This is a genomic window from Pseudomonas sp. RP-B7 (assembly GCF_059803535.1).
This window is the reverse complement of record NZ_JAPFHC010000022.1, coordinates 57076-81974: the sequence shown is the minus strand read 5'-3', so window position 1 is coordinate 81974 and position 24899 is coordinate 57076. Positions and strand designations below refer to the sequence as shown.

The window sequence follows — 24899 nt, the reverse complement described above, 5'->3', positions numbered from 1 at the left end:
CAGGCTGTGATAAATCGCTATTAAAAACAGCGCTTGGCGAGCCTGCGGCGTGGGCAGGTCGCGGATTATAGCGAAGACTGTCGCCGTGCACACCCGCTGTCTGGCCTGAGAGTCTTTCGTGTTACGCGGGGGTATGCCAAACTCAGCGGCTTTCGGGCTTGCCTAACAGGATTTATGCTCCCTTTGTCACCCAGTTTGCTATCCAGCCTCGCCGCCGCCGTGTTGTATGCCGCTGCGACTCTCTATCAGGGCACTCGTCTGGCCCAAGGCACCAAGGCGGACAAACGCCTGCTGGTCGGCCTTGGCGTCCTTGCCCTGCTGGCTCACGCTGCCAGCCTGTTTACCCACCTGATGACGCCAGTCGGCCTGGGCCTGGATTTTTTCAGTGCCGCCAGCCTGATCGCTGCCGCCGTGATCGCCTTGACGCTGATCGCCTGCTCGCGCATCCCGGTGGAAAACCTGCTGGTCCTGCTATTCCCCCTCGGCTTGCTGACGGTGCTGCTGGCGCAATTCGCCCCGACCGGCACCGTACCGGTGATCGATGAGGAGCCGGGCATCCTCGCGCATATCCTGCTGTCGATCCTGGCCTACGGCATGTTCACCATCGCGGTGTTCCAGGCCCTGCTCCTGCTGCTGCAGGACCACCAGCTCAAGCACAAGCATCCGTCCGGCCTGATCAAGAACTTCCCGCCGCTGCAAACCATGGAAAGCCTGCTGTTCGGTTTCCTGTGGGCCGGCTGGACGCTGCTGTCGATGTCGCTGATCTCTGGCTGGCTGTTCTTCGAAAACCTGTTCGCCCAGCACCTGGTGCACAAAACCCTGTTGGCGTGCCTGGCCTGGGTGGTGTTCAGCGTGCTGCTGTGGGGCCGCAACCGTCTCGGCTGGCGTGGGCACAAGGCGATCCGCTGGACCCTGGCCGGTTTCTGCCTGCTGATGCTGGCCTATTTCGGCAGCAAGCTGGTTCGTGAATACATCCTGCATATCTGACGGACCGCGATCATGGACAACTTGCCCCTGGGGCCGATGCTCGCGGTAGTCGCCTTGCTGGTGTTATGGGCGGCGCTGTTTACCGCTATCGAGGCCGCGCAACAGCACCTGCTGGCACTGCGCCCGGGCACTCGCCAGGGCGACAAGGCGGCCGCCCGCCTGAACTTTCCGCGCAATAGCCTGATCCTGTGCAACAGCCTGTGTCGTGCCGCAGTGGTGATCCTCTGCACGCTGCTGGCGATCTATGCCTGGGCGCAGAACGGTCCATGGCTGGGCTGGCTGATCTCCTGTGCACTCCTGCTGGTCCTCGCCGACTACCTACCCCGCGCCCTCGCCACCCGCTACCCGCAGGCGGTGCTCGGCTTTGGCAACACGCTGCTGGGCGTACCGCTGAAAATCCTCTATCCCCTGGCCTGGCTGCTCAACGGCATCAGCCTCTTGTTGCTGCGCCCGTTCGCCCGCAAGACCGGCGTGGTGAAAAAGAGCGACGAGCCACTGCCTGATCACGACGACGAACCCGAGCCCCAGGCCGACACAGACCGTCCCCCTGGCATGCCCGGCATCCACGCCCTCGACAACATCACGGTCAATGACATCCTGGTACCGCGCAGCGAAGTGGACGGCATCAACCTGGATGACCCGATCGAAGCGATCATCGAGCAACTGCGCAGCTCCCAACACACACGCCTGCCGGTATTCCACAGCGACATCAACCAAGTGGAAGCGGTGCTCAACACCCGCCAGATCCAGCACCTGCTGCCCGACGCCAGCCTGACCAAAGAAGCGTTGCTCGCCGCCTGCCACGAGCCCTACTTCGTCCCGGAGAGCACACCGCTGCAACTGCAACTGCTGAATTTCCACAAGCAGCAACGGCGCCTGGGCATGGTGGTGGACGAATACGGCGAAGTGCTGGGCATCGTGACCCTGGAAGACATCCTCGAAGAGATCGTCGGCGAATTCGAAAGCGAGCAGAGCGCGGACAACCCGCATATCGAGGCGCAACCGGATGGTCGCTATATCATCGATGGCGCCGCCTCGATCCGCGAGCTGAACAAGAGCCTGAACTGGCACCTGCCCAGCGACGGGCCCAAAACCCTCAATGGCTTGGTCACTGAAGCGCTGGAAACCATCCCCGATTGCGCGGTGTGCCTGAAGATCGGCCGCTATCGCCTGGAGATCCTCGAGACCGAGGACAACCGGGTGAGCAAGGTGCTGATCTGGCACACCAATCGCGTGCCGGTCGCCGCCTGACTATCTGACACATTTGGTTTGTGGTGCATCAGTCCCTCTTGTTGTATCTCCAAAGCCCTTCCTATAATCCCTGCGGCCTACCAGAGCCCCACCCGTCCGCGTGCTACCCGCACTCCAAGCGGACAGGCGCCGCATTACCGTGTCTGACCGGTGTCCGCCCCCATCCCGAGCGGCCCCGCACACAACCCTGATCCATGGGTGTTCGACCAATAATAATCCGCGTCCAAACGCGCACTGACTGCCAGGGATACCTTCATGAGCACCACCTATAACGAAGCGGCGACCGCTGCACCGACCAACTCGACCGCGCGGGTTGCCACGGCGAGCATCGTCGGCACCGCCATCGAGTTCTACGACTTCTATATCTACGCCACTGCCGCTGCACTGGTGATTGGCCCGGTGTTCTTCCCGCAGACCTCCGGCACCGCGCAGATGCTGGCGTCGTTCCTGACCTTCGGTATCGCCTTCATCGCCCGCCCGCTGGGTTCGGCGTTGTTCGGCCACTTCGGAGACCGTATCGGGCGCAAATCCACGCTGGTGGCCTCGCTGCTGCTGATGGGCGTGTGCACCACGCTGATCGGCTTGCTGCCGGGGTATGACAGCATCGGCGCCTGGGCCCCCATCCTGCTGTGCGTGCTGCGTTTCGGCCAGGGCCTTGGCCTGGGCGGGGAATGGGGCGGCGCAGCCTTGCTGGCGACCGAGAACGCACCGAAAGGCAAACGTTCCTGGTTCGGCATGTTCCCGCAATTGGGCCCGTCGATCGGCTTCCTGGCGGCCAACGGCTTGTTCCTGATCCTGGCCATGAGCCTGAGCGACGAGCAGTTCCGCAGTTGGGGCTGGCGTATCCCGTTCATCCTCAGCGCTGCGCTGGTGATGGTTGGCCTGTATGCGCGCCTCAAACTGCACGAGACCCCGGTGTTCGCCAATGCCGTGGCCAAAGAAGCGCCAGTCAAAGTGCCGTTGGTGGAGCTGTTCAGCCAGCATTGGCTGCCAGTGCTGTTGGGCGCCGCATCGATGGTGGTGTGTTATGCGCTGTTCTACATCACCACGGCGTTTTCCCTGAGCTACGGCGTGTCCACCCTAGGCTACAGCCGCGAGACGTTCCTCGGCTTGCTGTGCTTCGCGGTGCTGTTCATGGGGCTGGCGACGCCACTGGCGGCCTTGGCCAGTGATCGCTACGGGCGCAAGCCGGTGCTGATCGTCGGCGCAATCCTGGCGATCCTGTCGGGTTTCACCATGGAACCACTGCTGACCCACGGTTCGACCTGGGCCGTGGCGCTGTTCCTGGCGCTGGAGCTGTTCCTGATGGGCGTGACCTTTGCGCCGATGGGCGCGATGCTGCCGGAACTGTTCCCGACCCGCGTGCGTTATACCGGCGCTTCGGCGGCCTATAACCTGGGTGGGATTGTGGGAGCCTCGGCGGCGCCGTTCTTCGCGACCAAGCTGGTGGCGATGGGCGGGCTGAGTTATGTGGGTGGGTATGTGTCGGCGGCAGCATTGCTTAGCTTGATTGCGGTGCTGTGCCTGAAAGAGACGCGGGATAATGATTTGAATCGCGTTGCCTGATAGATCGATTTCGCGAGCAAGCCCGCTCCCACACTCGACCGCATTTATCCTGTAGGAATGCGATTGAATGTGGGAGCGGGCTTGCTCGCGAAGGGCGCGACGCGGTTACAGCTCTACCACAACAGCCTTCGAAGCACGGGTCGCTTTAGCCCGAGCCGCTTCAATCGACTCATCCCGCGCCAACGCCACGCCCATGCGGCGCTGACCATTCACTTGCGGCTTGCCAAACAGGCGCAACGCCGTATCCGGCTCGCTCAAGGCCGCACCGAGGTTGGCGAATGCCGTCTGGGTCGACTGCCCTTCCACCAGAATCACCGCCGACGCCGAAGGCCCGAACTGACGGATCAAGGGGATCGGCAAGCCCAGAATCGCCCGCGCGTGCAGGGCAAACTGCGACAGATCCTGGGAAATCAGCGTCACCAGGCCGGTGTCATGCGGGCGCGGCGAAACTTCGCTGAACCACACCTGATCGCCCTTGATGAACAACTCCACGCCAAACAGACCACGGCCACCCAATGCTTCGGTGACCGCCTTGGCAACGCGCTCGGATTCGGCCAGGGCAATCGGGCTCATGGCCTGCGGCTGCCAGGACTCCTGGTAATCGCCCTTCTCCTGACGATGACCAACCGGCGCGCAGAAGGTAGTGCCGCCAATGTGGCGCACGGTCAGCAAGGTGATCTCGTAGTCGAAGTCGATAAAGCCTTCGATGATCACCCGCCCCTTGCCGGCGCGCCCGCCTTCCTGGGCGTACTCCCAGGCTTTCTGCACGTCGTCGGTGCTGCGCAGCAGGCTCTGGCCCTTGCCCGACGAACTCATCACCGGCTTGACCACGCACGGGAAGCCCAGGTCCTGGACGGCCTTGCTGTAGTCTTCGAAGGTATCGGCGAAGTGATACGGCGAGGTCGGCAGGTCCAGCTCTTCGGCGGCCAGGCGGCGGATGCCTTCGCGGTTCATGGTCAGCGAGGTCGCGCGCGCAGTCGGGATCACGGTGAAGCCTTCGGCTTCCAGCTCTACCAGGGTGGCGGTGGCGATGGCTTCGATTTCCGGCACGATGAAGTGCGGCTTCTCGGCCTCGATCACCGCACGCAACGCAGCGCCGTCGAGCATGTTGATCACGTGGCTGCGGTGCGCGACCTGCATGGCCGGCGCATTGGCGTAGCGATCCACGGCAATCACTTCAACGCCCAGGCGTTGCAGTTCGATTACCACTTCCTTGCCCAGCTCACCGCAGCCACACAGCAAAACGCGGGTCGCGGTTGGCGACAATGGAGTTCCGATTCGGGTCATCTCAGGTCCTCAGGGGAGCGGATCATGGGGAGAAAGGCCGGCATTTTACATGAACTGCAAGAATTGGCCTCAGTTGGCGACAGCTCGCTTGTGCACGCGCCAGGCCATGATCAGCCACACCACCGTGACCCCGGCGAATTTCGACACCAGCGCCGTGCCCGCCACGGCCGGGGTAAGCGCACCGATCAAGCCGAAAAAGATAAAGGTATCGAGGGGAATGCTCAGCGCCGAGCTTATCCACAGGCGGTCGTGAAGCGCACGCTTGGTGATGCTGAACACCAGCCAGTCGATGCACTCGGACACCGCAAACGCCGTGGCGCTGGCCAGCGCGATCGCCGGATCGGACGTGACATAGGACAGCACCAGCGCCGCCAGCATGGCGACGATTGCACCGTGGCCGAAGCGGGTTTGCACCATGTCGCGCAGGATAAAGACCAGGCCACCCCAGGCGGACCAGATGACATCCAGGTGCGGGGCGGTGGAGAAGGCGAAGTTGATCAGCACGACGCTGCTGATGTAGGCGATCAGGAAGAGCATGGGAAAGTGGACCTGTGGGTTATGCCGCACAGGGTACTTCACAATTGGAAATATGTCGTCGGGGCGGGCCCCTTCGCGAGCAAGCCCGCTCCCACATTTGGACCGCGTTTATTCTGTAGGAATGCGTTCAACTGTGGGAGCGGGCTTGCTCGCGAAAGCGATCTATCAGGCGCCTGGTTTCCCCGAAACCATAAACACCATCCCCGCCGCCACCGCACGCTCATGGCACAACCCCAACACCACACGGCGCTCGGCATTGTCCATGCGCCCCCAGCGCGTGATCTCATCCACGGTGCGCTGGCAGCCGGTGCAAATATCGTCGTCATCCAGCGCACAAATACTCACGCACGGCGAGGCAACGGGGCGTTCAATCGGGTTCATTCTTCCTGCTCAGCCAAGTCACGCGCATAACGCTGCGAGTTGTGCACATAGTGTGCGGCGCTGGCTTCCAGCATCTTCTTCTGCGCCTCGGTCAACTCACGCACCACCTTGCCCGGCGAACCCATCACCAGCGAGCCGTCAGGAATTTCCTTGCCTTCGCCGATCAGCGAATTGGCGCCGATGATGCAATGCTTGCCAATCCTGGCGCCATTGAGGATCACCGCGTTGATGCCAATCAGGCTGTAGTCGTCGACGGTACAGCCGTGCAACATGGCGTTGTGGCCGATGGTCACGCCGGTGCCCAGGGTCAGCGGGTAGCCCATGTCGGTGTGCATCACGCTGCCGTCTTGCACATTGCTGTTCTTGCCAATCAGGATCAGCTCGTTGTCGCCACGCAACACCGCGTTGAACCAGACGTTGGCGCCCTCCTCCAGCTTGACCTTGCCCACCAGCGTGGCATTGGGGGCCACCCAGCTGTGGGGATGCGTCTCGACGCGGGCGTCGCCCAGGCGGTATTTCATGGTGTGTCCTCACGGCATGCCATTCAAACGATGGCTTTTAGCTATTGATGAAGCTCTTGGGGGGCTGATGCAGGCTGATCTTGGCGTCGTCATAGAGCAGGTTGATCAGCTCGACGATCATGATCGCCGTCAGGCCCCAGATCTTGTATTCGCCAAACCGATAACTGGGCACGTACCAACTGCGGCCCTGGTAATCGATCCTGTGGGTATGTTCACGCGGGTCCTGTCGGAAGAACTCCAAAGGCACGCTGAAAACGGCGGCAATCTCGGCATCGTTGGCCAGGTATTCGACGTAATCGGGGATAACGCCGACATAAGGCGTGACCCGAATGCCATGCAGGGAAATCAACGGGCTCAACGGGCCGATCACCTCCACCAGGCCGGGCGGCAGGCCGATTTCTTCTTCGGCCTCGCGCAAGGCGGTAAAGATCAGGTCCGGGTCTTCGGGGTCACGGCGCCCGCCGGGGAAGGCCACTTCGCCACCGTGGGTCGACAGGCCGCTGGCGCGCAGGGTCAGGATCAGCTCAGGTTCGTCACTACGGGTAATCGGCACCAGCACCGCAGCCTCGGGGAAACGTCCGTCAGTTTCCAGCGTGTGGGGGGTGTGATTGCTTACCCGGCGAAGTAGCTCGTCCAGCATGAGTCATCTCGGTCTGTTGGCTACCTTGCATCATGCACCAAAGCGTGCGGGTGCCCAACCCCAAAACCCTGTCGGTGTCGCGAAACGACAACTTGTTGCAGCGCCCTGCCCTCCACGCCAAGATAGACGCACTTTCCAGGAACCCCAGCATGAATTTCTGCAGCCAGTGCGGTAAACCGGTCACCCAACGCATCCCCGACGGCGACGGCCGCCTGCGTTTTGTGTGTGATCACTGTTCGACCATTCATTATCAGAACCCCAATATCGTGGCCGGCACCGTGCCGGTGTGGGGCGATAAAGTGCTGCTGTGCCGCCGCGCCATCGAACCGCGCCTGGGTTACTGGACCCTGCCCGCCGGCTTCATGGAAAACGGCGAGACCGTCGAACAGGCCGCCGCCCGCGAAACCCTGGAAGAAGCCTGCGCCCGTGTGTGCAACCTGAGCATCTACACCCTGATCGATGTGCCCCACATCAACCAGGTACACATCTTCTACCGTGCCGAACTGGTCGACCTGGATTTCGCCGCAGGCCCCGAAAGCCTTGAAGTGCAGCTGTTCGACGAAGCCGACATCCCTTGGTCCGAGCTGGCTTTCCGCACGGTCGGGCGTACCTTAGAATGCTTTTTCGCTGACCGCCGCCAACAGCAGTTCCCGGTGCGCAGCGAAGCGGTGCCGCCGATGATGCCGTCGCCCAAATAATTCCAGGCAGCACTTTTTCTCAGGGAAACCGTTTTAATGCGTCTGTTGCTCGCTCTTATCTGCCTGTCGTTCGCTACGTTGTCATCGGCCTCCACCGTAGAAACCATCGGCGGCAAAATCGTCGAAAAAGTCCTGGTCCTCAAGTCCGCCCACCAATTGCAGTTGATCAACGACGGCAAGCCCCTCAAGACCTACCGCATTTCCCTCGGCAAGAACCCCAAGGGCCAAAAACTGGTCGAGGGCGACCGCCGCACGCCGGAGGGCCTGTACTGGCTCGACTGGCGCAAGACCAGCGAGCGCTTCAACCTGGCCATGCACATTTCCTACCCCAATATCAGCGACGCCGCACGCGCCCGCCGCGAAGGCGTGAAGCCCGGCAGTATGATCATGATCCACGGCACCCCCGACACCGAAGAATACCCGGAGCAGTGGTTCCACACCCTGGACTGGACCGACGGCTGCATCGGCATGCGCAACGTCGACATGCGGGAAGTGTGGAACCTGGTCAAGGACGGCACCCTGATCGAGATTCGTCCGTAATCGTCGACCGTTCGTAAATTAATTCAAAAAAAATCCCACCTCAGATCACGCCCGCCGGTGAATACCAGTTCACCGCGCCGGGCTGCGCTGTTCTGCGCGCAACAAAGACCTCTCTAATACCACTTGATAACAAGCCCCACTACAGGGCTCTAAAACCCTGGCCCGCACCATTTTGGCTGCATTGACATGGTATTTAAGTGGTATTAATTTCCGGCCAATACCGGGCGACAACACTCCAATAACCGCATCGGAAACCTGAACGATGAACCCCATCCTGGCCCTGCGCCCCGACGACAAGCAATCCACGCCGCTGTACCTGCAACTGGCGCGCAAACTGGAAGCGGCGATCCATGCCGGCCAGTGGACGTCCGAACAGGCGTTGCCCTCGGAACGTGCGCTGTGCGAGCAGTTGAACATCTCGCGGGTCACCGCCCGCAAAGCCCTGGAAGTGCTGTTTGCCCAAGGCCTGATCCGCCGCAGCCAAGGCTCGGGCACCTTTATCACGCCGCGCCTGGAACAGCCGTTGTCACGCCTGTCCGGTTTCAGCGAGATGCTGCGCCTCAAGGGCTTCGTGCCCAGCTCCCAATGGCTGGAGCGCGACATCACCCCGCCGACCCACGAAGAACTGATCCGCCTGTGCCTGTCGCCCACCGACAAAGTCGCGCGCCTCAAGCGCCTGCGCAAAGCCGACGACACGGTGATGGCCATTGAAATGACCGCCATGCCCGCCACCGTCTTGCCCAACCCACAGGTGGTCGGCAGCTCGCTGTACGAATACCTGGAAGGCATTGGCAAACCCATCGTGCGCGCCTTGCAACACATCCAGGCGATCAACGCCTCGGACGAATTCGCCAAGCTGGTCGGCATCGCCCCCGGCACCGCCATGCTGCTGATGACCCGCGTGGGCTACACCGCCGACAACACGCCGATTGAAATCACCGACACCTATTGCCGCAACGACTACTACGACTTTGTCGCAGAGCTGCGCCGCTATGACTTTGCCGCCGAGTTGCGGCCTTAGAGAACTGCCATGTCCGAAGACAATATCCTCACGTCCCACGGCTGGATGCGCGGCCGCCTGGTGCACGAACACGGCAAGGTGGTCGCCATCGACGGCGCGCCTTGCGACCCGGCCAGCAACGATTTGCCCTACCTGCTGCCGGGCTTTATCGACCTGCATGTGCACGGCGGTGGCGGCAAGGACATCATGGAAGGCGTTGCCGCCTTCCAGACCATTACCCGCACCCACGTGCGCTTTGGCACCACGTCAATGCTGGCCACGACCATGACCGCGCCGGTGGACGAGATCTCCCGTGTGCTCGAGCAACTCGGCAGCTTCTGCGAGCAACGCCCTACAGGCTGCGCCCGGGTACTTGGCGTTCATCTGGAAGGGCCCTACATCAATCCGGGAAAACTCGGCGCCCAGCCCAACTTCGCCCACACCGCGTTGATGGATGAAGTGCAAGCCTACCTGCGCCTGGCGCCGATCCGCGTGATCACCATCGCCCCGGAAATCGCCGGCCATGACGCCTTGATCCGCGCCCTCAGCGCACGCGGCATCCGCATGCAGATCGGCCATACCTTGGGCAGCTACGAAGAAGGCGTCGCCGCCCTCGCCGCCGGCGCCAGCAGCTTCACCCATTTGTACAACGCCATGAGCCCGCTGCATCACCGCGAGCCGGGCATCGTCGGCGCCGCGTTGGCCCACGCCAAGTACGCCGAGTTGATCCCCGACTTGCTGCACGTGCACCCCGGCGCCATGCGCGTGGCCTTGCGCGCGATCCCGTGTTTGTACTGCGTCACCGATTCCACCGCCGCCGCCGGCATGCCCGACGGCGAATACAAGCTGGGCAGCCACACCGTGACCAAATGCCTGGGCGGCGTGCGCCTGGCCGACGGCACCCTGGCCGGCAGCACGCTGACCATGGATCAGGCGCTGCGCAACCTGGTGAAAATCGGCCTGCCCATCAGCGAAGCCTCACAACGCCTGTCGCAATTTCCGGCGGACTACCTGGGCCTGGAAGAACGCGGCCGCCTGCAACCCGGCAGCTTTGCCGACTGCGTGCGCCTGGACCGCTCCCTGCAACTCACCGACGTAATGGTCGAAGGAGAAACCATTGACTTCAAAAATGCTTGAAGAGGCCCTGGCCTCCTGCGACGCCGTCGCCGCCCAACTGCAACGCCTGCAGCCGCTGCTCGAGGAAATCGCCGGACGCCTGCGGCGCCAGCCGCCGCAAGTGGCGATGACCATCGCGCGCGGCAGCTCGGACCACGCCGCCAGCTACTTTGCCTACCTGGCGATGCAGCATGTGGGCATTCCGGTCGCCTCGTTGCCGATGTCGGTGGTGACGTTGCTGCAAGCGCCAATGAAGGTCAGCGGCCAGGTGGCGTTCGGTTTCTCTCAATCGGGACAGAGCCCGGACCTGGTCAACAGCCTGCGCCTGCTGCGCAAGCGCGGCGCGCTGAGTATCTCGATGGTCAACGCCGAAGACTCGCCGCTGGAGGCCGCCTGCGAATTTCACGTACCGCTGTGCGCAGGGCCGGAACAGAGTGTCGCCGCCACCAAGAGCTTTATCGCCACCCTCAGCGCCAGCGCGCAGTTGGTCGGCCACTGGAACGGCGAAGCGGATTTGCTGCAAGCCTGCCAGGCACTGCCCGACGGCCTGCGCGAAGCGGCCCGGCAGGACTGGTCCGCAGCCATTGAAGCCCTGCGCAGTTGCAAGCAACTGATGGTGATCGGCCGTGGTGCCGGGTTTGCCATCGCCCAGGAAGCCGCACTCAAACTCAAGGAAACCTCGGCGATCCAGGCCGAAGCCTTCAGCAGCGCCGAAGTGCGCCACGGCCCGATGGCGTTGATTGGCGACAACTACCCGCTACTGGTCTTCGCCCCACGCGGCGCCGAGCAAGCCGGCCTGTTGAGCCTGGCCGCCGATATGCGCCAACGCGGCGCCCGCGTGCTGCTGGCCGCACCGGACGACATCGCCGAGCGCGACCTGACCCTGAACCGCGCCGAACACCCGAGCCTGGACCCGATCCTGGCGATCCAGAGTTTCTACGTGATGGCCGCAGGCCTCGCCGTCGCCCGGGGCATGAACCCGGACCAGCCGCGCCACCTGAGCAAAGTCACTCGCACTCACTGAGTCGATTGCCGCGTTTTCCTGATGAGTACCGTGCCGATGTCCTACAACAATAATGAATTGACCCTCAGCGCCCCGTTAAGCGGGCCAGTACTGGCCCTCGGCGACGTTCCCGACGAAGTGTTCGCCAGCGGCGCCATCGGCGACGGCATTGCCATCGACCCGCTCAACGACTGCCTGCATGCGCCCTGTGACGGCGTGATCATCCACGTCGCCCGCACCGGGCATGCCCTGACGATTCGTGCCGACAACGGCGCCGAGGTGTTGATGCATGTGGGCATCGACACCGTGGAGCTGAATGGCGAAGGGTTCGCGCTGCTGGTCAAGGACGGTGCACGGGTGAGCCAGGGACAGGCGTTGATACAGTTTGATCTGGACCGCATTGCGCGGCAGTGCAGGAGCCTGGTCAGCCTGATTATCCTGACCAACGGCGAGCACTTTGAACTACGCGCGGTCGCGGGAAAATCCGTCAAGGTTGGCGAGCCGTTGCTGCAGATCGTGGCGCGCTCGGCAGCTGCGGTTGAAGCGCCTGTGGATAACACCGCGAGCGAAAGCAGCGCCAGTGTGCGCATCACCCACCGGGGCGGTTTGCATGCGCGTCCGGCGGCGTTGATCCGCAAGGCGGCCCAGGGTTTCAGCAGCCAGGCGCAGCTGCATTTCGCCGGCAAATCGGCGCCGTGCGACAGCCTGATCGGGCTGGTGGGGCTGGGGATTGGTGAAGGCGATGAGGTGCGCGTCACCTGCCGCGGCAAGGATTCGGCGGCGGCGTTGCAGGCATTGGTCGCGGCGTTGTCAGTGGCGGTCGGCGAAGAACCTCACGCGCCGGTGACTATCACGCCGCGCCGCGCGAACCGCGAAGCCGGTGTATTGCAAGGCGTGTGCGCGGCCCCCGGCCTGGTGTGCGGGCCACTGGTGCGCCTGACCGGTATCGAACTGCCGCAGGACCCCGGCCAGCACTCCGCCGACGAACAGTTGCAACACTTGGACACGGCACTGGAACAGGTACGTAGCGAAATCCGCAGCACCCTCGACCACGCCCGCCAGCGCAAGAACGTCGACGAGGAAGACATCTTCGCCGCCCACCTGGCCCTGCTGGAAGACCCGACGTTACTCGACGCGGCCACCCGCGCCATCGAACACGGCAGCGCCGCCACCCACGCCTGGCGCGATGCGATCCAGGCCCAATGCGCGGTGTTGCTGGGCCTGGGCAAACCGCTGTTTGCCGAGCGCGCCAATGACCTGCGCGACCTGCAACAACGTGTGTTGCGCGCCTTGCTGGGTGAAGCCTGGCATTTCGAACTGCCGGCCGGCGCCATTGTCAGCGCCCACGAACTGACCCCCTCGGACTTGTTGCAGTTGAGCGCACAACACGCCGTCGGCATCTGCATGGCCGAAGGCGGCGCGACGTCCCATGTGGCAATCCTCGCCCGAGGCAAAGGCCTGCCCTGCGTGGTCGCGCTGGGAGCCGAAGTACTCGACGTGCCCCACGGCCAGCGCGTGGTGCTGGACGCCGGCAATGGCCGCCTGGAACTGACCCCCAGCGAAACGCGCCACGCCGAAGTGCACCAGATCCGCGACGCGCAGAAACAGCGGCGCCAACAGCAACAGGCCCAAGCCCAACAAGCGGCGTACACCAGCGATGGCGTGAACATCGAAGTCGCCGCCAATGTGGCCTCCAGCGCAGAAGCCCAAGTGGCGTACGAAAACGGCGCCGATGGTGTCGGCCTGCTGCGCACCGAGTTCCTCTTTGTCGACCGTCGCACCGCGCCGGATGAGCATGAGCAACGCCAGGCCTATCAAGCCGTGCTGGATGCCATGGGCGACAAGACGGTGATCATCCGCACCATCGATGTGGGCGGCGACAAGCAACTCGACTATCTACCGCTGCCGGTCGAAGCCAACCCGGTGTTGGGCCTGCGTGGTATCCGCATGGCCCAGGTGCGGCCTGAACTGCTCGATCAACAACTGCGTGCACTGCTGCAAGTCTCGCCGCTGGCGCGTTGCCGCATCCTGCTGCCGATGGTCAGCGAAGTGGATGAACTGCTGCAGATCCGCCAGCGCCTGGATGAACTCTGCGTCGAGCTCGGACTGACCCAACGCCCGGAACTCGGCGTGATGATCGAGGTGCCCGCCGCCGCGCTGCTGGCTGAGCAACTGGCCAGGCATGCGGACTTCCTTTCCATCGGCACCAACGACCTGTCCCAGTACACCCTGGCCATGGACCGCGACCACGCAGGCCTCGCCGCGCGGGTCGACGCGTTGCACCCGGCACTGCTGCGGCTGATCGCCCAGACCTGCGCCGGGGCGGCCAAGCACGGGCGCTGGGTTGGCGTGTGTGGCGCCCTCGCCTCCGACCTGCTGGCCACACCGGTGCTGATTGGCCTGGGGGTCAGCGAGCTGTCGGTGAGCCCGCCGCAGATCGGTGAAATCAAGGACCGCGTCCGCCACCTGGACGCGGCGCAATGCCGGCAACTGAGCCAGGGCCTGCTCGACCTGAGCAGCGCCAAGGCGGTTCGCCAAGCCTGTCAACACCACTGGCCGCTGAGCTGACAACAACAAGAAAAAAGGAGACTCGCCATGTACCAACATTTCATCGAAGGCCTGCAACGCCTTGGCCGTGCGCTGATGCTGCCGATCGCGATCCTGCCCATCGCCGGCCTGCTGCTGCGCCTGGGCGACACCGACCTGTTGAACATCGCGGTGATGCACGATGCGGGGCAGGCGATTTTCGCCAACCTCGCGCTGATCTTCGCCATCGGCATTGCCGTGGGCTTTGCCCGCGACAACAACGGCACCGCCGGTCTGGCCGGGGCGATTGGTTACCTGGTGATGATCTCCACCCTCAAGGTGATGGACACCAGCATCAACATGGGCATGCTCGCCGGCATCGCCAGCGGCCTGATGGCTGGCGGGCTGTATAACCGCTTCAAGGACATCAAGCTGCCAGAGTACCTGGCGTTTTTTGGCGGGCGTCGGTTTGTGCCGATTGTCACCGGGTTCAGCGCGGTCGGGCTGGGGGTGATCTTTGGTTTGATCTGGCCGCCGATCCAGCATGGCATCAATAGTTTTGGCGTGTTGCTGATGGAGAGCGGCAGCCTGGGGGCGTTTGTGTTCGGCGTGTTCAACCGCCTGCTGATCGTTACCGGGCTGCACCATATCCTTAACAATATGGCGTGGTTTGTGTTCGGCAGTTTTACCGACCCCGCGACCGGCGCCGTGGTGACGGGCGACCTGACGCGCTACTTCGCCGGCGACCCCAAAGGCGGCCAATTCATGACCGGCATGTTCCCGGTCATGCTGTTCGGCCTGCCCGCGGCGTGCCTGGCGATGTACCGCAATGCATTACCGGAGCGCCGCAAGGTGATGGGCGGGATTTTCCTGTCGATGGCGCTGACCTCGTTTTTGACCGGGGTGACCGAGCCGATTGAATTTGCGTTCATGTTCCTCGCACCGTTCCTGTACTTGATCCATGCGCTGTTGACCGGGCTGTCGATGGCGGTCACCAACATGTTGAATATCCACCTCGGGTTTACCTTCTCCGGTGGGTTTATCGACATGGTGCTGGGTTGGGGCAAGTCCACCAATGGCTGGTTGGTGTTCCCGGTGGGGTTGGCTTACGCGGCGATCTACTACAGCGTGTTCAACTACTGCATTCGTCGTTTCAACCTGAAAACACCGGGGCGTGAGGATGTCCAGGCAGTGCAGGCTGAAGTGATGACCGATAACCAGCGCGCCAGCGCCTATCTCCGGGCGCTGGGCGGTGCCGCCAATTTGCTGAGCGTGGGTGCCTGTACCACACGTCTGCGCCTGGACATGGTCGATCGCAATAAAGCAGTGGATGCGGACTTGAAAGCGTTGGGCGCCATGGCCGTTGTACGGCCGGGGAATGGCGGGAGTCTGCAGGTGGTGGTGGGGCCGATGGCCGATAGCATTGCCGATGAGATTCGGTTGGCGATGCCTACGTTTGTTGCCAGTGCGCCGGTGACGGTTGTGCCTGTGGATAAACCGGTCGCGGTGAACGTGCAGGAGGCCGAGAAATGGCTGGATGCATTGGGTGGCCGGACGAATGTACGGCAGTTGGAAGCGGTGGCAATGACTCGATTGCGGGTGGAGCTGGGGGATGACTCGGTGCTGTCCGAGGCTGACCTGACTGCGCTGGGTTGCCAAGGCGTGAGCCAATTGGATAGCGGTGTTTGGCACTTGCTGATCGGTGACAAGGCGTCGGGGTTGGGTGAGGCGTTGGAACGGTTGGTCAGTGGTCGGCAGGTTGGGGCTGGTGCTTGATTGATCATTGCCTGAACAGGCCCCTTCGCGGGCAAGCCCGGCTCCCACATTTATGATCTGTGAATACATTCGAAATGTGGGAGCTGGCTTGTCTGCGATGAGGCCCTAGCAGACAACAAAAAACCCGCTGACCAAACTGGCCCAGCGGGTTTGTTGTTTTTGCAGCATGCGAATCAGAAATCCGCCAACTGCCACACTTCATACGCTGGCGTCTCGTACGGGTGGCTGAATTTCAAAGCAGCCACAACAGCCGCGATCAACTCATCCGCCACCACCAGCTCAACCTTCCATTCTTCAACCACTTCAACCTGGCCCACTTGCCCGATAAACGGCTGGCTGCCGTCCATCGCGCGGAATTGGCCCCGGCCCAGCACTTGCCAGGCGCAGCTGTCGTAGCTGCCGATGCGCCCGCCGCCAGCTGCGAAGACGGCGGTCTTCACCGTCTCCACATGGCTGTCGGGCACAAAGAAGGCGAGCTTGTACACCGCCTTAGTTCACCCACACGCGAGCGTTGCGGAACATGCGCATCCAGGCGCCATCTTCGTTCCACTCTTCCGGGCGCCACGAGTTCTGCACGGCGCGGAATACACGCTCCGGGTGCGGCATCATGATGGTGACGCGACCGTCGCGGCTGGTAAGGCCGGTGATCCCGCGCGGCGAGCCGTTCGGGTTGGCCGGGTAGGTCTCGGTGACCTTGCCGTGGTTGTCGACGAAACGCAGGGCGACGGTGCCGGACAGGTCGGCTTCGAGCAACGCTTCTTCGCTTTCGAACTCGGCATGGCCTTCACCGTGGGCGATGGCGATCGGCATGCGCGAACCGGCCATGCCTTGCAGGAAGATCGAGTTGGACTCCTGCACCTGCACCATGGCGACACGGGCTTCGAACTGCTCGGAACGGTTGCGCACGAAGTGCGGCCAGAACTCGCTGCCCGGGATCAGTTCGCTGAGGTTGGACATCATCTGGCAACCGTTGCACACACCCAGGGTGAAGCTGTCGTTGCGCTCGAAGAAGCCCTGGAACGCATCGCGCGCACGGCTGTTGAACAGGGCCGACTTGGCCCAGCCTTCACCGGCACCCAACACGTCGCCGTAGGAGAAACCGCCACAGGCTACCAGGCCTTTGAACTCGTTGAGGTCAACACGTCCGGCGAGGATGTCGCTCATGTGCACGTCGATCGCATTGAAGCCGGCACGGTCGAACGCGGCCGCCATTTCCACCTGGCCGTTGACGCCCTGCTCACGCAGTACCGCCACTTGTGGGCGGATGCCTTTCTTGATGTAAGGCGCGGCGATGTCCTGGTTGACGTCGAAGCTGAGCTTGGTGCTCAGGCCCGGGTTGTCTTCTTCCAGGATCACGTCGAATTCCTGCTCGGCGCACTCCACGTTGTCGCGCAGACGCTGGATCTGGTAGCTGGTCTCGGCCCACTGGCGTTGCAGCAGACGGCGCTGGCCTTCGAACACGGTGTCGCCATTGAAGACGATGTCGATCTGGCCGTTGTTGATCGGCTGACCGATCACCGCCACGCAATCACCCAGGCCAGCGGCGCTGAATTGTGCAAGCACGTCCGGGGTGGCGTCCTGGCGAACCTGGATCACCGCGCCCAGTTCTTCGTTGAACAGGATGCCGTTGATCTCGGACTTATCCTCAGCAACGCTGTCGAGCACGATGTTCAGGCCGCAGTGACCGGCGAAGGCCATTTCCACGACGCTGGTCAGCAAACCGCCGTCGGAACGGTCATGGTAAGCCAGCAGGTGGCCGTCGGCGTTCAAGCCCTGAATCACCGCGAAGAAGGCCTTGAGGTCTTCGGCGTCATCGACGTCCGGCGCCTGCTTGCCCAGCTTGCCATGGGTTTGCGCGAGGATCGACGCGCCCATGCGGTTCTGGCCACGGCCCAGGTCGATCAGGATCAGGTCGGTGGTGCCCTTGTCCATGCGCAGTTGCGGGGTCAGGGTCTGGCGGATGTCGGTGACCGGTGCAAAACCGGTGACGATCAGCGACAGCGGCGAAGTGACCGTCTTGTCGACGCCGTCTTCGTTCCAACGGGTGGCCATGGACATGGAGTCCTTGCCCACCGGAATGGTGATGCCCAGCTCAGGGCACAGTTCCATGCCGACGGCTTTGACAGTGTCGTACAGGCGCGCGTCTTCACCCGGGTGACCGGCAGCAGACATCCAGTTGGCCGACAGTTTGATGTCAGACAATTTGCCGATGCGCGACGCGGCGATGTTGGTGAGGGTCTCACCGATGGCCATGCGGCCCGACGCCGGAGCGTCCAGCAAGGCCAGCGGCGTGCGCTCGCCCATGGCCATGGCTTCACCTGTGTAGACGTCGAAGCTGGTGGCGGTGACGGCAACGTCAGCCACCGGAACCTGCCACGGGCCGACCATCTGGTCACGGGCAACCAGGCCAGTGATGGTGCGGTCGCCGATGGTGATCAGGAAGCTTTTGCTCGCCACGGCCGGGTGGTGCAGCACGCGTTCGATGCTGTCGGACAGATCCAGCGTGCTTGGGTCGAAATCGTCGCCCAGTTCGGTTTCACGCACGGCCGAACGGTGCATGCGCGGGGCTTTGCCCAGCAGCACTTCCAGCGGCATGTCCACCGGGCTGTTGCCGAAGTGGCTGTCGGTGACCGTCAGTTGCGGTTCGGCAGTCGCTTCGCCGACCACGGCGAACGGGCAACGCTCGCGTTCGCAGATGGCCTGGAAGCGCGCGAAGTCTTCTGCGCCAACAGCCAGCACGTAGCGTTCCTGGGATTCGTTGCTCCAGATTTCGTGCGGGGCCATGCCCGGCTCGTCGTTTGGAATGTTGCGCAGTTCGAAACGGCCACCACGGTCGCCATCGTTGACCAGCTCCGGGAAGGCGTTGGACAAGCCGCCGGCGCCGACGTCGTGGATGAAGCTGATCGGGTTCTTGTCACCCAACTGCCAGCAACGGTCGATGACTTCCTGGCAGCGGCGTTCCATCTCTGGGTTTTCGCGCTGTACGGAAGCGAAGTCCAGGTCTGCCGAGCTGGTGCCGGTGGCCATGGAGGAAGCTGCGCCGCCGCCCAGGCCGATCAACATTGCCGGGCCGCCGAGCACGATCAGCTTGGAGCCGACCAGGATCTCGCCTTTCTTGACGTGTTCTTCACGGATGTTGCCCATGCCGCCAGCCAACATGATCGGCTTGTGGTAGCCGCGCACTTCATCGCCACGCGGGGTGGTGATGGACTGCTCGAACGTACGGAAGTAACCGGTCAGCGCCGGACGGCCGAATTCGTTGTTGAACGCAGCGCCGCCCAGCGGGCCTTCGATCATGATGTCCAGCGCGGTGACGATGCGCTCAGGCTTGCCGTACGGCACTTCCCACGGTTGTTCGAAGCCCGGGATCTGCAGGTTGGACACGGTGAAACCGGTCAGGCCTGCCTTTGGCTTGGCGCCACGGCCGGTTGCACCTTCGTCGCGGATCTCGCCGCCGGAGCCGGTGGCTGCGCCCGGGAACGGGGCAATCGCGGTCGGGTGGTTGTGGGTCTCGACCTTCATCAGGATGTGCACCGGCTCCTGCACCGCGCCGTACTGGCGGGTCTCGGGGTCCGGGAAGAAGCGGCCGGCAACGGAGCCGACGATGACCGAGGCGTTGTCCTTGTAAGCCGACAGAACGCCTTCGCTGTGCATCACGTAGGTGTTCTTGATCATGCCGAACAGGCTTTTTTCCTGGCTCTCGCCGTCGATGTCCCAACTGGCGTTGAAGATCTTGTGACGGCAGTGCTCGGAGTTGGCCTGGGCGAACATCATCAGTTCGATGTCGTGCGGGTTGCGCTTCAAGCCGTTGAAGGCGTTGACCAGGTAGTCGATCTCGTCGTCGGCCAGGGCCAGGCCGAGTTCGGTGTTGGCCTTCTCGAGGGCGGCGCGACCACCACCGAGCACGTCAATCGCGGTCAGCGGCTTGGGTTCGGCGTGGCTGAACAGGCCGGCGGCCTGTTCCAGCTGGCCGACGATGATCTGGGTCATGCGGTCGTGCAGGCTGCTGGCGATCAGCTCGGCTTCGGCGTCGCTGAACTGGCCGGCGACATAGAAGGCAATACCACGCTCCAGGCGCTGGATTTTTTCCAGGCCGCAGTTGCGGGCGATGTCGCTGGCCTTGCTCGACCAAGGCGAGATGGTGCCGAACCGTGGCAGAACCAGGAACAAGCGGCCAGTCGGCTCTTGAACGGGAACGCTTGGGCCGTACTTCAGAAGGCGTGCCAGCACTTGCTGTTCGTCGGCGGTCAATACGCCGGTGGTTTCGGCGAAGTGAGCAAATTCAGCGTACAGGCCTGTAACAGCTGGAACCTTCTGGCTCAGTTGCTCAAGGAGTTTGCTGTGGCGAAAGGCAGAAAGGGCAGGAGCGCCGCGCAGGATCAACATCTTCGGGACAGCCTCGGGAAGGGGGTGTGCTTTGAGGCCGTGCATTCTAGCGTAAACCATCGCCAACGGCACCCGAAACGGCACCGCTGGCCGCTGCCGAACGTCAGTTGGCAGGGTTTGCACGCTATCGGGGCATTATCCAGGGCATTCCGCGCAGTTATTTTAACCGTCACAATCACCCGCCAACCCGCATTTCTGCGGGCTGCAGCACGCTTTTTCGGCACCTAGCAGACAAGTCCCGCGCTGTCGAGATATGGCGCCGTGGGCCGTTTGCGTATACTGCGCAGATGTTCTCCCCTACTGCTTTGCGCCCGCGGTGCGCCAAATGGCTCATCGCAACCGGACTCTTCCTGATGCTCAGCGCCTGTGTTGATAAACCCAGCACGCTCGAGCGAATCAAGGAGGACGGCGTATTGCGGGTGATTACCCGGAACAGCCCGGCGACCTATTTCCAGGACCGCAACGGTGAAACCGGTTTCGAATACGAACTGGTCAAGCGTTTTGCCGATGACCTGGGCGTCAAGTTGCAGATCGAGACCGCCGACAACCTCGATGACCTGTTCGGCCAGTTGGGCAAGACCAACGGCCCGGTATTGGCCGCCGCCGGCCTGGTCAGCAGCGAGCAGCGCCAGCAGCAGGTGCGCTTCTCCCATCCTTATCTTGAAGTGACCCCGCAGATCATCTACCGCAACGGCCAGTCCCGCCCGACGAATGCGGCGGACCTGGTGGGCAAGAAGATCATGGTGCTCAAGGGCAGCACCCACGCCGAACAACTGGCGGCGCTTAAACAGCAGAACCCTGCAATCGAATATGAAGAATCCGACGCCGTTGAGGTGGTCGACCTGCTACGCATGGTGGACGAAGGGCAAATCGACCTGACCCTGGTGGACTCCAACGAAGTGGCGATGAACCAAGTCTACTTCCCCAACGTACGCGTGGCGTTCGACCTCGGCAACGCCAGCAACCAGAGCTGGGCCGTGGCTGCCGGTGAAGACAACAGCCTGCTCAACGAGATCAACAGTTACCTGGACAAGGTCGAGAAGAACGGCACTCTGCAACGGCTCAAAGACCGCTACTACGGGCACGTTGATGTACTCGGTTATGTCGGCGCCTATACCTTCGCCCAGCACTTGCAGCAGCGCTTGCCCAAGTACGAGAAACACTTCCGGGCCTATGCCAAGGAAGAAAAGGTCGACTGGCGTTTATTGGCGGCCATCGGCTATCAGGAATCGCTGTGGCAACCGGCGGTCACCTCCAAGACCGGCGTGCGCGGCCTGATGATGCTGACCCAGAACACCGCCCAGGCCATGGGCGTGTCCAACCGCCTGGACCCCAAGCAAAGCATCATGGGCGGCGCCAAGTACCTGGCCAAGATCAAGGATGAACTGGACGACAGCATCGCCGAGCCGGACCGTACGTGGTTCGCCCTCGCTGCCTACAACGTCGGCACCGGTCACCTGGAAGATGCACGCACCCTGGCCAAGCGCGAAGGCCTGAACCCGAACAAGTGGCTGGACGTGAAGAAGATGCTGCCGCGCCTGTCGCAGAAGCAGTGGTACAGCAAGACCCGCTACGGTTATGCCCGGGGTGGCGAGCCGGTGCACTTTGTGGCGAACATCCGGCGCTATTACGACATCCTGACCTGGGTGACCCAGCCGCAGCTGGAGGGCAACCAGGTGGTCGAAGGCAACCTGCATGTGCCGGGCGTGAACAAGACCAAGCCTCCGGAAGACACCCCCCAACTGTAAGCACACCACAAAACCAGATGTGGGAGCGGGCTTGTGTGGGAGCGGGCTTGCTCGCGAAAGCGGTGTGTCAGTCACTGCATGAGTAGACTGAACCGCCGCATTCGCGAGCAAGCCCGCTCCCACATTTTGATCTTCTCCAGGCTTAAAGGCCGGTGAGCAGGTGCACCACGCCGCCAGCGAGCACCATCACCCCCGGCACACCGGCTGCCGTCAACGCCTGCTCGTCCAATCGCGTCGCATCCAACAACTGCACCCTCACCCTTGTGAGTGCCACCCGCTGCTGCGACTTGAGGTTGTCCGCCCCACCCAACGCACTCAGCACTTCGGTTGACAACACCCCAGGCGCGGCGACCGTCTCGGCAATCAAATCCGGGGTCAACGCCTTCCAGAACGCCCGCTGCAATTTCTCGAACATGTTCAAAGCTCCACGACAGGTGAGGTTTCAACAGTGGCCGCGTGGTAAAGGCGCAACGCCTCACGCACTTGGGCGGCTTCTTCCAGGCCCAGCACCTGGCGGGCGATGATCTGGCAGTCGGCCAGGTCCAGCTCGCGCACGGTGGCCTTGATGGTCGGGATCAACGGTACGCTGACCGACAACTCATCCACCCCCAGCCCGAGCAACACCGGCACCGCCAGTGCTTCGGAGGCCAACGCCCCACACACGCCGACCCACTTGCCATGGGCATGGGCCGCCTTGACGGTAGTGGCGATCAAGCGCAGCACCGCCGGGTGGAAGCTGTCGGCCTGGCTGGCCAGGCGCGGGTGGTCGCGGTCCATGGCCAGGGTGTATTGGGTCAGGTCATTGGTGCCGATGGAGAAGAAATCCACATGGGGCGCAAACACATCGGCCATCAGCGCGGCGGACGGCACTTCGATCATGATGCCCAGTTTCGGCAGTTCAGAGAGCCCGAGCGCCAGCGCTTCCTCCTGAAGAATCGTGCGGGCCTGGTGCAGCTCCGACAGCAGGCTGACCATCGGCAACATGATGTGCAGGCGCGCAAAACCGGCGCTGGCGAGGATTGCACGGAACTGCTCGCGCAGCAGTTGCGGGCGCTCCAGGCACAGGCGAATGCCGCGCAAGCCGAGGAACGGGTTGGTCTCGGCGTCCATCGGCACGTAGGCCAATGGTTTGTCGCCGCCGACGTCCAGGGTACGCACCACCAGATTGCGCTCGGTGCCCAGGGCACGGGCGATGGTGGTGTAGGTGCCCGCCTGTTCTTCCGGGCTGGGCGCGCGATTGCGGTCCAGGTAGAGGAACTCGGAGCGCAGCAGGCCAACCCCCTCGCCGCCCAGGGTCAACGACTGCTCGACTTCTTGCAACGAGGCGACGTTGGCAGTGACTTCAACGTGATGCCCATCGCGAGTAGTGGCAGCTAATCCAGCCTGCGCCACTTCGCGCTGGCGACGCAGTACTTGCTGTTGGCGCGCGGCCTCCAGCTGTTCGATTTCAGCCAGGTTCGGCTCCAGATGCAGCTCACCTTTGTCAGCATCCAGCAGCACCTGCTTGCCATTGGCCAACGCCAGCACTTGCAGTGGCACACCACACATCGCCGGCAGGCCGAGGGCACGGGCGAGGATCGCGACGTGACTGGTGGCGCCGCCGCCGACGGTGACAAACCCCAGCACCTTGCGCGTGTCGAGGCTGGCGGTTTGCGAGGGCGTCAGCTGTTCGGCGATCAGGATCGCGCGCTCGGGCAAGTCCCAGGCGCTGTCTTGAATGCCGAGGATCAACTTGAGCACGCGTTGGCCAACGTCGGCCAAGTCCGCTGCACGTTCGGCGATCAGCGCATTGCCCAGGCCCTGGAACAACTGGACGGTGGCGAGCGTGGCGCTGTTCCAGGCAAACGCGGCGCTCTTGCCTTGCGCCAGCAGGTCGTGGGCTTGCTCAAGCAATGTCGGGTCTTCGAGCAACTCCTGGTGAGCACGGAAAATCTCCGCCTGGGCGCTACCGGCGGCCTTGTCTTGCAACGCTTGCAGCGCTGCGTTCGCGGCCCGCAGGCCACGCTGCAATGCGGCGCGTTCGGCCGCTTCACCAGCGCCCTGCTCGGTGATGCTCAACTCGGGCTCAGCCACCTGAACCACCTGGCCAAACGCCGAGCCCGGCGACGCGCACACGCCGCGCAATAGTGTCGACGATGACACCGGCGCAATCACTTCGGCCGCTGCCGCGACCGTCTCGCCGCAACCGTCAGTCAACAGCGCCACCAATGCCTTGATCGCCGCGTCGGCATCCTCACCCGCGGCGCTTACTTGCAAGGTGTCGCCGTACACGGTTTGCAGCGCCATGATCGCCACCAGCGACTTGGCGTTGGCGCTCTGGGTTTGCTTGTGCAGGTAGATGCTCGCCTTGAAGCCCTTGGCCGCCTGGGCCAGCACCGCCGCCGGGCGCGCATGCAGGCCGTTGGCGTTGGGCAGCGTCAGCGGTTTGGAGAACAGCGCATCGCCCTCCTCCTCATCCACTGCATCAACCGCCGCGCCTGGGGATAACTGCAACAGCGGCTGGCCCATCTCGACCGAGCCGTTCGCCAGCAAGGTGAACGGCTCGCCGCTGACCACCAGCATCAAGGTCAGCAGGCTGCGGGCATTGAGCGCCACATAGTCGGCATCGAATTCGATCAGCGCCTGCCCGGCCTCCACACGCTGGCCTTCCTGCACCAAGCGGGTGAAACCTTTGCCTGCGAGGTTCACGGTGTCCAGGCCGATATGCATCAGCACCTGCACGCCGTGGTCATCGGTGATGCTGACCGCATGCCCACTGTCCTGGATATTGCTGATCACCCCGGCCAACGGTGCGCAGAGGGTCTGCGAGGTCGGGTCGATGCACAGGCCATCGCCGATCAGGCGGCTGGAGAAGACCGGGTCGGGCACCGCGTCCAGTGCCAACAGCACGCCGGACAGCGGTGCCAGCAGTTCCAGGGGTTGAGTTGTGGTCATGA

20 protein-coding genes are annotated in these 24899 nt (G+C 63.1%); 11 read left to right on the top strand and 9 right to left on the bottom strand.

Features of this window, described 5'->3' with window-relative positions; translation table 11 throughout:
- Positions 1 to 174 precede the first annotated feature (174 nt).
- The 3 genes from OPU96_RS19615 to OPU96_RS19605 all read left to right on the top strand — a co-directional run bounded on the left by OPU96_RS19615 (position 175) and on the right by OPU96_RS19605 (position 3804).
- Complete coding sequence (locus OPU96_RS19615) at positions 175 to 987, top strand: cytochrome C assembly family protein (protein WP_192299524.1); 813 nt, start codon at positions 175 to 177, stop codon at positions 985 to 987.
- A gap of 12 nt (positions 988 to 999) precedes the next feature.
- Positions 1000 to 2238: a transporter associated domain-containing protein gene (locus tag OPU96_RS19610; RefSeq protein ID WP_226456297.1), complete on the top strand. Its 1239-nt coding sequence runs from the start codon at positions 1000 to 1002 to the stop codon at positions 2236 to 2238.
- Between the two features lie 255 nt (positions 2239 to 2493).
- Complete coding sequence (locus OPU96_RS19605; protein ID WP_498559531.1) at positions 2494 to 3804, top strand: MFS transporter; 1311 nt, start codon at positions 2494 to 2496, stop codon at positions 3802 to 3804.
- A gap of 105 nt (positions 3805 to 3909) precedes the next feature.
- On the opposite strand, the gene purT is transcribed toward OPU96_RS19605, so the two are convergent.
- From purT to OPU96_RS19580, 5 genes are all read right to left on the bottom strand, one after another.
- Positions 3910 to 5091: a formate-dependent phosphoribosylglycinamide formyltransferase gene (gene purT / locus OPU96_RS19600; protein WP_152746777.1), complete on the bottom strand. Its 1182-nt coding sequence runs from the start codon at positions 5089 to 5091 to the stop codon at positions 3910 to 3912.
- Between the two features lie 69 nt (positions 5092 to 5160).
- Positions 5161 to 5628, bottom strand: a complete 468-nt coding sequence (locus OPU96_RS19595; protein ID WP_192299528.1) for a VUT family protein — start codon at positions 5626 to 5628, stop codon at positions 5161 to 5163.
- A gap of 165 nt (positions 5629 to 5793) precedes the next feature.
- Positions 5794 to 6009, bottom strand: coding sequence for a DUF1289 domain-containing protein (locus tag OPU96_RS19590; protein WP_226456299.1), 216 nt, complete (start codon positions 6007 to 6009; stop codon positions 5794 to 5796).
- Positions 6006 to 6530, bottom strand: a complete 525-nt coding sequence (locus tag OPU96_RS19585) for a gamma carbonic anhydrase family protein (RefSeq protein WP_192299530.1) — start codon at positions 6528 to 6530, stop codon at positions 6006 to 6008. The genes OPU96_RS19590 and OPU96_RS19585 overlap by 4 nt, the downstream gene beginning before the upstream one ends.
- Positions 6531 to 6567: 37 nt before the next feature.
- Positions 6568 to 7170, bottom strand: coding sequence for a CoA pyrophosphatase (locus tag OPU96_RS19580; protein WP_192299531.1), 603 nt, complete (start codon positions 7168 to 7170; stop codon positions 6568 to 6570).
- A 149-nt stretch (positions 7171 to 7319) separates the two neighbouring features.
- Here OPU96_RS19580 and OPU96_RS19575 point away from each other — a divergent pair, with 149 nt between their 5' ends.
- The 7 genes from OPU96_RS19575 (at position 7320) to nagE (ending at position 15829) form a co-directional block, all read left to right on the top strand.
- Positions 7320 to 7868, top strand: a complete 549-nt coding sequence (locus OPU96_RS19575) for an NUDIX hydrolase (protein ID WP_192299532.1) — start codon at positions 7320 to 7322, stop codon at positions 7866 to 7868.
- Positions 7869 to 7904: 36 nt separating this feature from the next.
- Positions 7905 to 8408: a L,D-transpeptidase family protein gene (locus OPU96_RS19570; RefSeq protein WP_498559530.1), complete on the top strand. Its 504-nt coding sequence runs from the start codon at positions 7905 to 7907 to the stop codon at positions 8406 to 8408.
- Between the two features lie 262 nt (positions 8409 to 8670).
- Positions 8671 to 9429, top strand: a complete 759-nt coding sequence (locus OPU96_RS19565) for a GntR family transcriptional regulator (RefSeq protein ID WP_305391473.1) — start codon at positions 8671 to 8673, stop codon at positions 9427 to 9429.
- Positions 9430 to 9438: 9 nt separating this feature from the next.
- A complete protein-coding gene (gene nagA, locus OPU96_RS19560) occupies positions 9439 to 10545 on the top strand; it encodes an N-acetylglucosamine-6-phosphate deacetylase (RefSeq protein ID WP_305391474.1) in 1107 nt (368 codons plus the stop codon).
- The gene (locus OPU96_RS19555; protein ID WP_498559536.1) at positions 10538 to 11548 is read left to right on the top strand and encodes an SIS domain-containing protein; all 1011 of its coding nucleotides are present in this window, start codon (positions 10538 to 10540) and stop codon (positions 11546 to 11548) included. Before nagA ends, OPU96_RS19555 begins: the two co-directional genes overlap by 8 nt.
- Positions 11549 to 11584: 36 nt before the next feature.
- Positions 11585 to 14095, top strand: coding sequence for a phosphoenolpyruvate--protein phosphotransferase (ptsP, locus tag OPU96_RS19550; protein ID WP_498559529.1), 2511 nt, complete (start codon positions 11585 to 11587; stop codon positions 14093 to 14095).
- 27 nt (positions 14096 to 14122) lie between these two features.
- Positions 14123 to 15829 (top strand): N-acetylglucosamine-specific PTS transporter subunit IIBC, encoded by a 1707-nt coding sequence (nagE, locus tag OPU96_RS19545; protein WP_305391476.1) that lies wholly within the window; start codon positions 14123 to 14125, stop codon positions 15827 to 15829.
- Positions 15830 to 16002: 173 nt separating this feature from the next.
- Here the strand turns inward: nagE and OPU96_RS19540 are convergent, their stop codons facing one another.
- Together OPU96_RS19540 and purL are read right to left on the bottom strand one after the other, a co-directional pair.
- Entirely contained in the window at positions 16003 to 16314 is a 312-nt protein-coding gene (locus tag OPU96_RS19540) for an NGG1p interacting factor NIF3 (protein ID WP_498559528.1), read from the bottom strand.
- A gap of 4 nt (positions 16315 to 16318) precedes the next feature.
- Positions 16319 to 20215: a phosphoribosylformylglycinamidine synthase gene (gene purL, locus OPU96_RS19535; RefSeq protein WP_226456304.1), complete on the bottom strand. Its 3897-nt coding sequence runs from the start codon at positions 20213 to 20215 to the stop codon at positions 16319 to 16321.
- 287 nt (positions 20216 to 20502) lie between these two features.
- Here purL and mltF point away from each other — a divergent pair, with 287 nt between their 5' ends.
- Positions 20503 to 21963, top strand: a complete 1461-nt coding sequence (mltF, locus tag OPU96_RS19530) for a membrane-bound lytic murein transglycosylase MltF (RefSeq protein WP_498559527.1) — start codon at positions 20503 to 20505, stop codon at positions 21961 to 21963.
- A gap of 142 nt (positions 21964 to 22105) precedes the next feature.
- Here the strand turns inward: mltF and OPU96_RS19525 are convergent, their stop codons facing one another.
- Positions 22106 to 22378, bottom strand: coding sequence for a PTS sugar transporter subunit IIB (locus OPU96_RS19525; protein ID WP_226456305.1), 273 nt, complete (start codon positions 22376 to 22378; stop codon positions 22106 to 22108).
- Between the two features lie 2 nt (positions 22379 to 22380).
- Positions 22381 to 24897, bottom strand: a complete 2517-nt coding sequence (ptsP, locus tag OPU96_RS19520; RefSeq protein ID WP_498559526.1) for a phosphoenolpyruvate--protein phosphotransferase — start codon at positions 24895 to 24897, stop codon at positions 22381 to 22383.
- Positions 24898 to 24899 lie beyond the last annotated feature (2 nt).

What these genes read in the sequence shown, in the direction of transcription:
- OPU96_RS19595 (WP_192299528.1), bottom strand. Translation starts at nt 5,628, where the DNA reads ATGCTCTTCCTGATCGCCTACATCAGCAGCGTCGTGCTGATCAACTTC.
- OPU96_RS19575 (WP_192299532.1), top strand. Translation starts at nt 7,320, where the DNA reads ATGAATTTCTGCAGCCAGTGCGGTAAACCGGTCACCCAACGCATCCCC.
- OPU96_RS19565 (WP_305391473.1), top strand. Translation starts at nt 8,671, where the DNA reads ATGAACCCCATCCTGGCCCTGCGCCCCGACGACAAGCAATCCACGCCG.
- nagE (WP_305391476.1), top strand. Translation starts at nt 14,123, where the DNA reads ATGTACCAACATTTCATCGAAGGCCTGCAACGCCTTGGCCGTGCGCTG.
- ptsP (WP_498559529.1), top strand. Translation starts at nt 11,585, where the DNA reads ATGTCCTACAACAATAATGAATTGACCCTCAGCGCCCCGTTAAGCGGG.
- OPU96_RS19615 (WP_192299524.1), top strand. Translation starts at nt 175, where the DNA reads ATGCTCCCTTTGTCACCCAGTTTGCTATCCAGCCTCGCCGCCGCCGTG.
- purL (WP_226456304.1), bottom strand. Translation starts at nt 20,215, where the DNA reads ATGTTGATCCTGCGCGGCGCTCCTGCCCTTTCTGCCTTTCGCCACAGC.
- mltF (WP_498559527.1), top strand. Translation starts at nt 20,503, where the DNA reads ATGTTCTCCCCTACTGCTTTGCGCCCGCGGTGCGCCAAATGGCTCATC.
- nagA (WP_305391474.1), top strand. Translation starts at nt 9,439, where the DNA reads ATGTCCGAAGACAATATCCTCACGTCCCACGGCTGGATGCGCGGCCGC.
- OPU96_RS19580 (WP_192299531.1), bottom strand. Translation starts at nt 7,170, where the DNA reads ATGCTGGACGAGCTACTTCGCCGGGTAAGCAATCACACCCCCCACACG.
- OPU96_RS19605 (WP_498559531.1), top strand. Translation starts at nt 2,494, where the DNA reads ATGAGCACCACCTATAACGAAGCGGCGACCGCTGCACCGACCAACTCG.
- OPU96_RS19585 (WP_192299530.1), bottom strand. Translation starts at nt 6,530, where the DNA reads ATGAAATACCGCCTGGGCGACGCCCGCGTCGAGACGCATCCCCACAGC.
- OPU96_RS19610 (WP_226456297.1), top strand. Translation starts at nt 1,000, where the DNA reads ATGGACAACTTGCCCCTGGGGCCGATGCTCGCGGTAGTCGCCTTGCTG.
- OPU96_RS19525 (WP_226456305.1), bottom strand. Translation starts at nt 22,378, where the DNA reads ATGTTCGAGAAATTGCAGCGGGCGTTCTGGAAGGCGTTGACCCCGGAT.
- OPU96_RS19570 (WP_498559530.1), top strand. Translation starts at nt 7,905, where the DNA reads ATGCGTCTGTTGCTCGCTCTTATCTGCCTGTCGTTCGCTACGTTGTCA.
- OPU96_RS19555 (WP_498559536.1), top strand. Translation starts at nt 10,538, where the DNA reads ATGCTTGAAGAGGCCCTGGCCTCCTGCGACGCCGTCGCCGCCCAACTG.
- ptsP (WP_498559526.1), bottom strand. Translation starts at nt 24,897, where the DNA reads ATGACCACAACTCAACCCCTGGAACTGCTGGCACCGCTGTCCGGCGTG.
- purT (WP_152746777.1), bottom strand. Translation starts at nt 5,091, where the DNA reads ATGACCCGAATCGGAACTCCATTGTCGCCAACCGCGACCCGCGTTTTG.
- OPU96_RS19590 (WP_226456299.1), bottom strand. Translation starts at nt 6,009, where the DNA reads ATGAACCCGATTGAACGCCCCGTTGCCTCGCCGTGCGTGAGTATTTGT.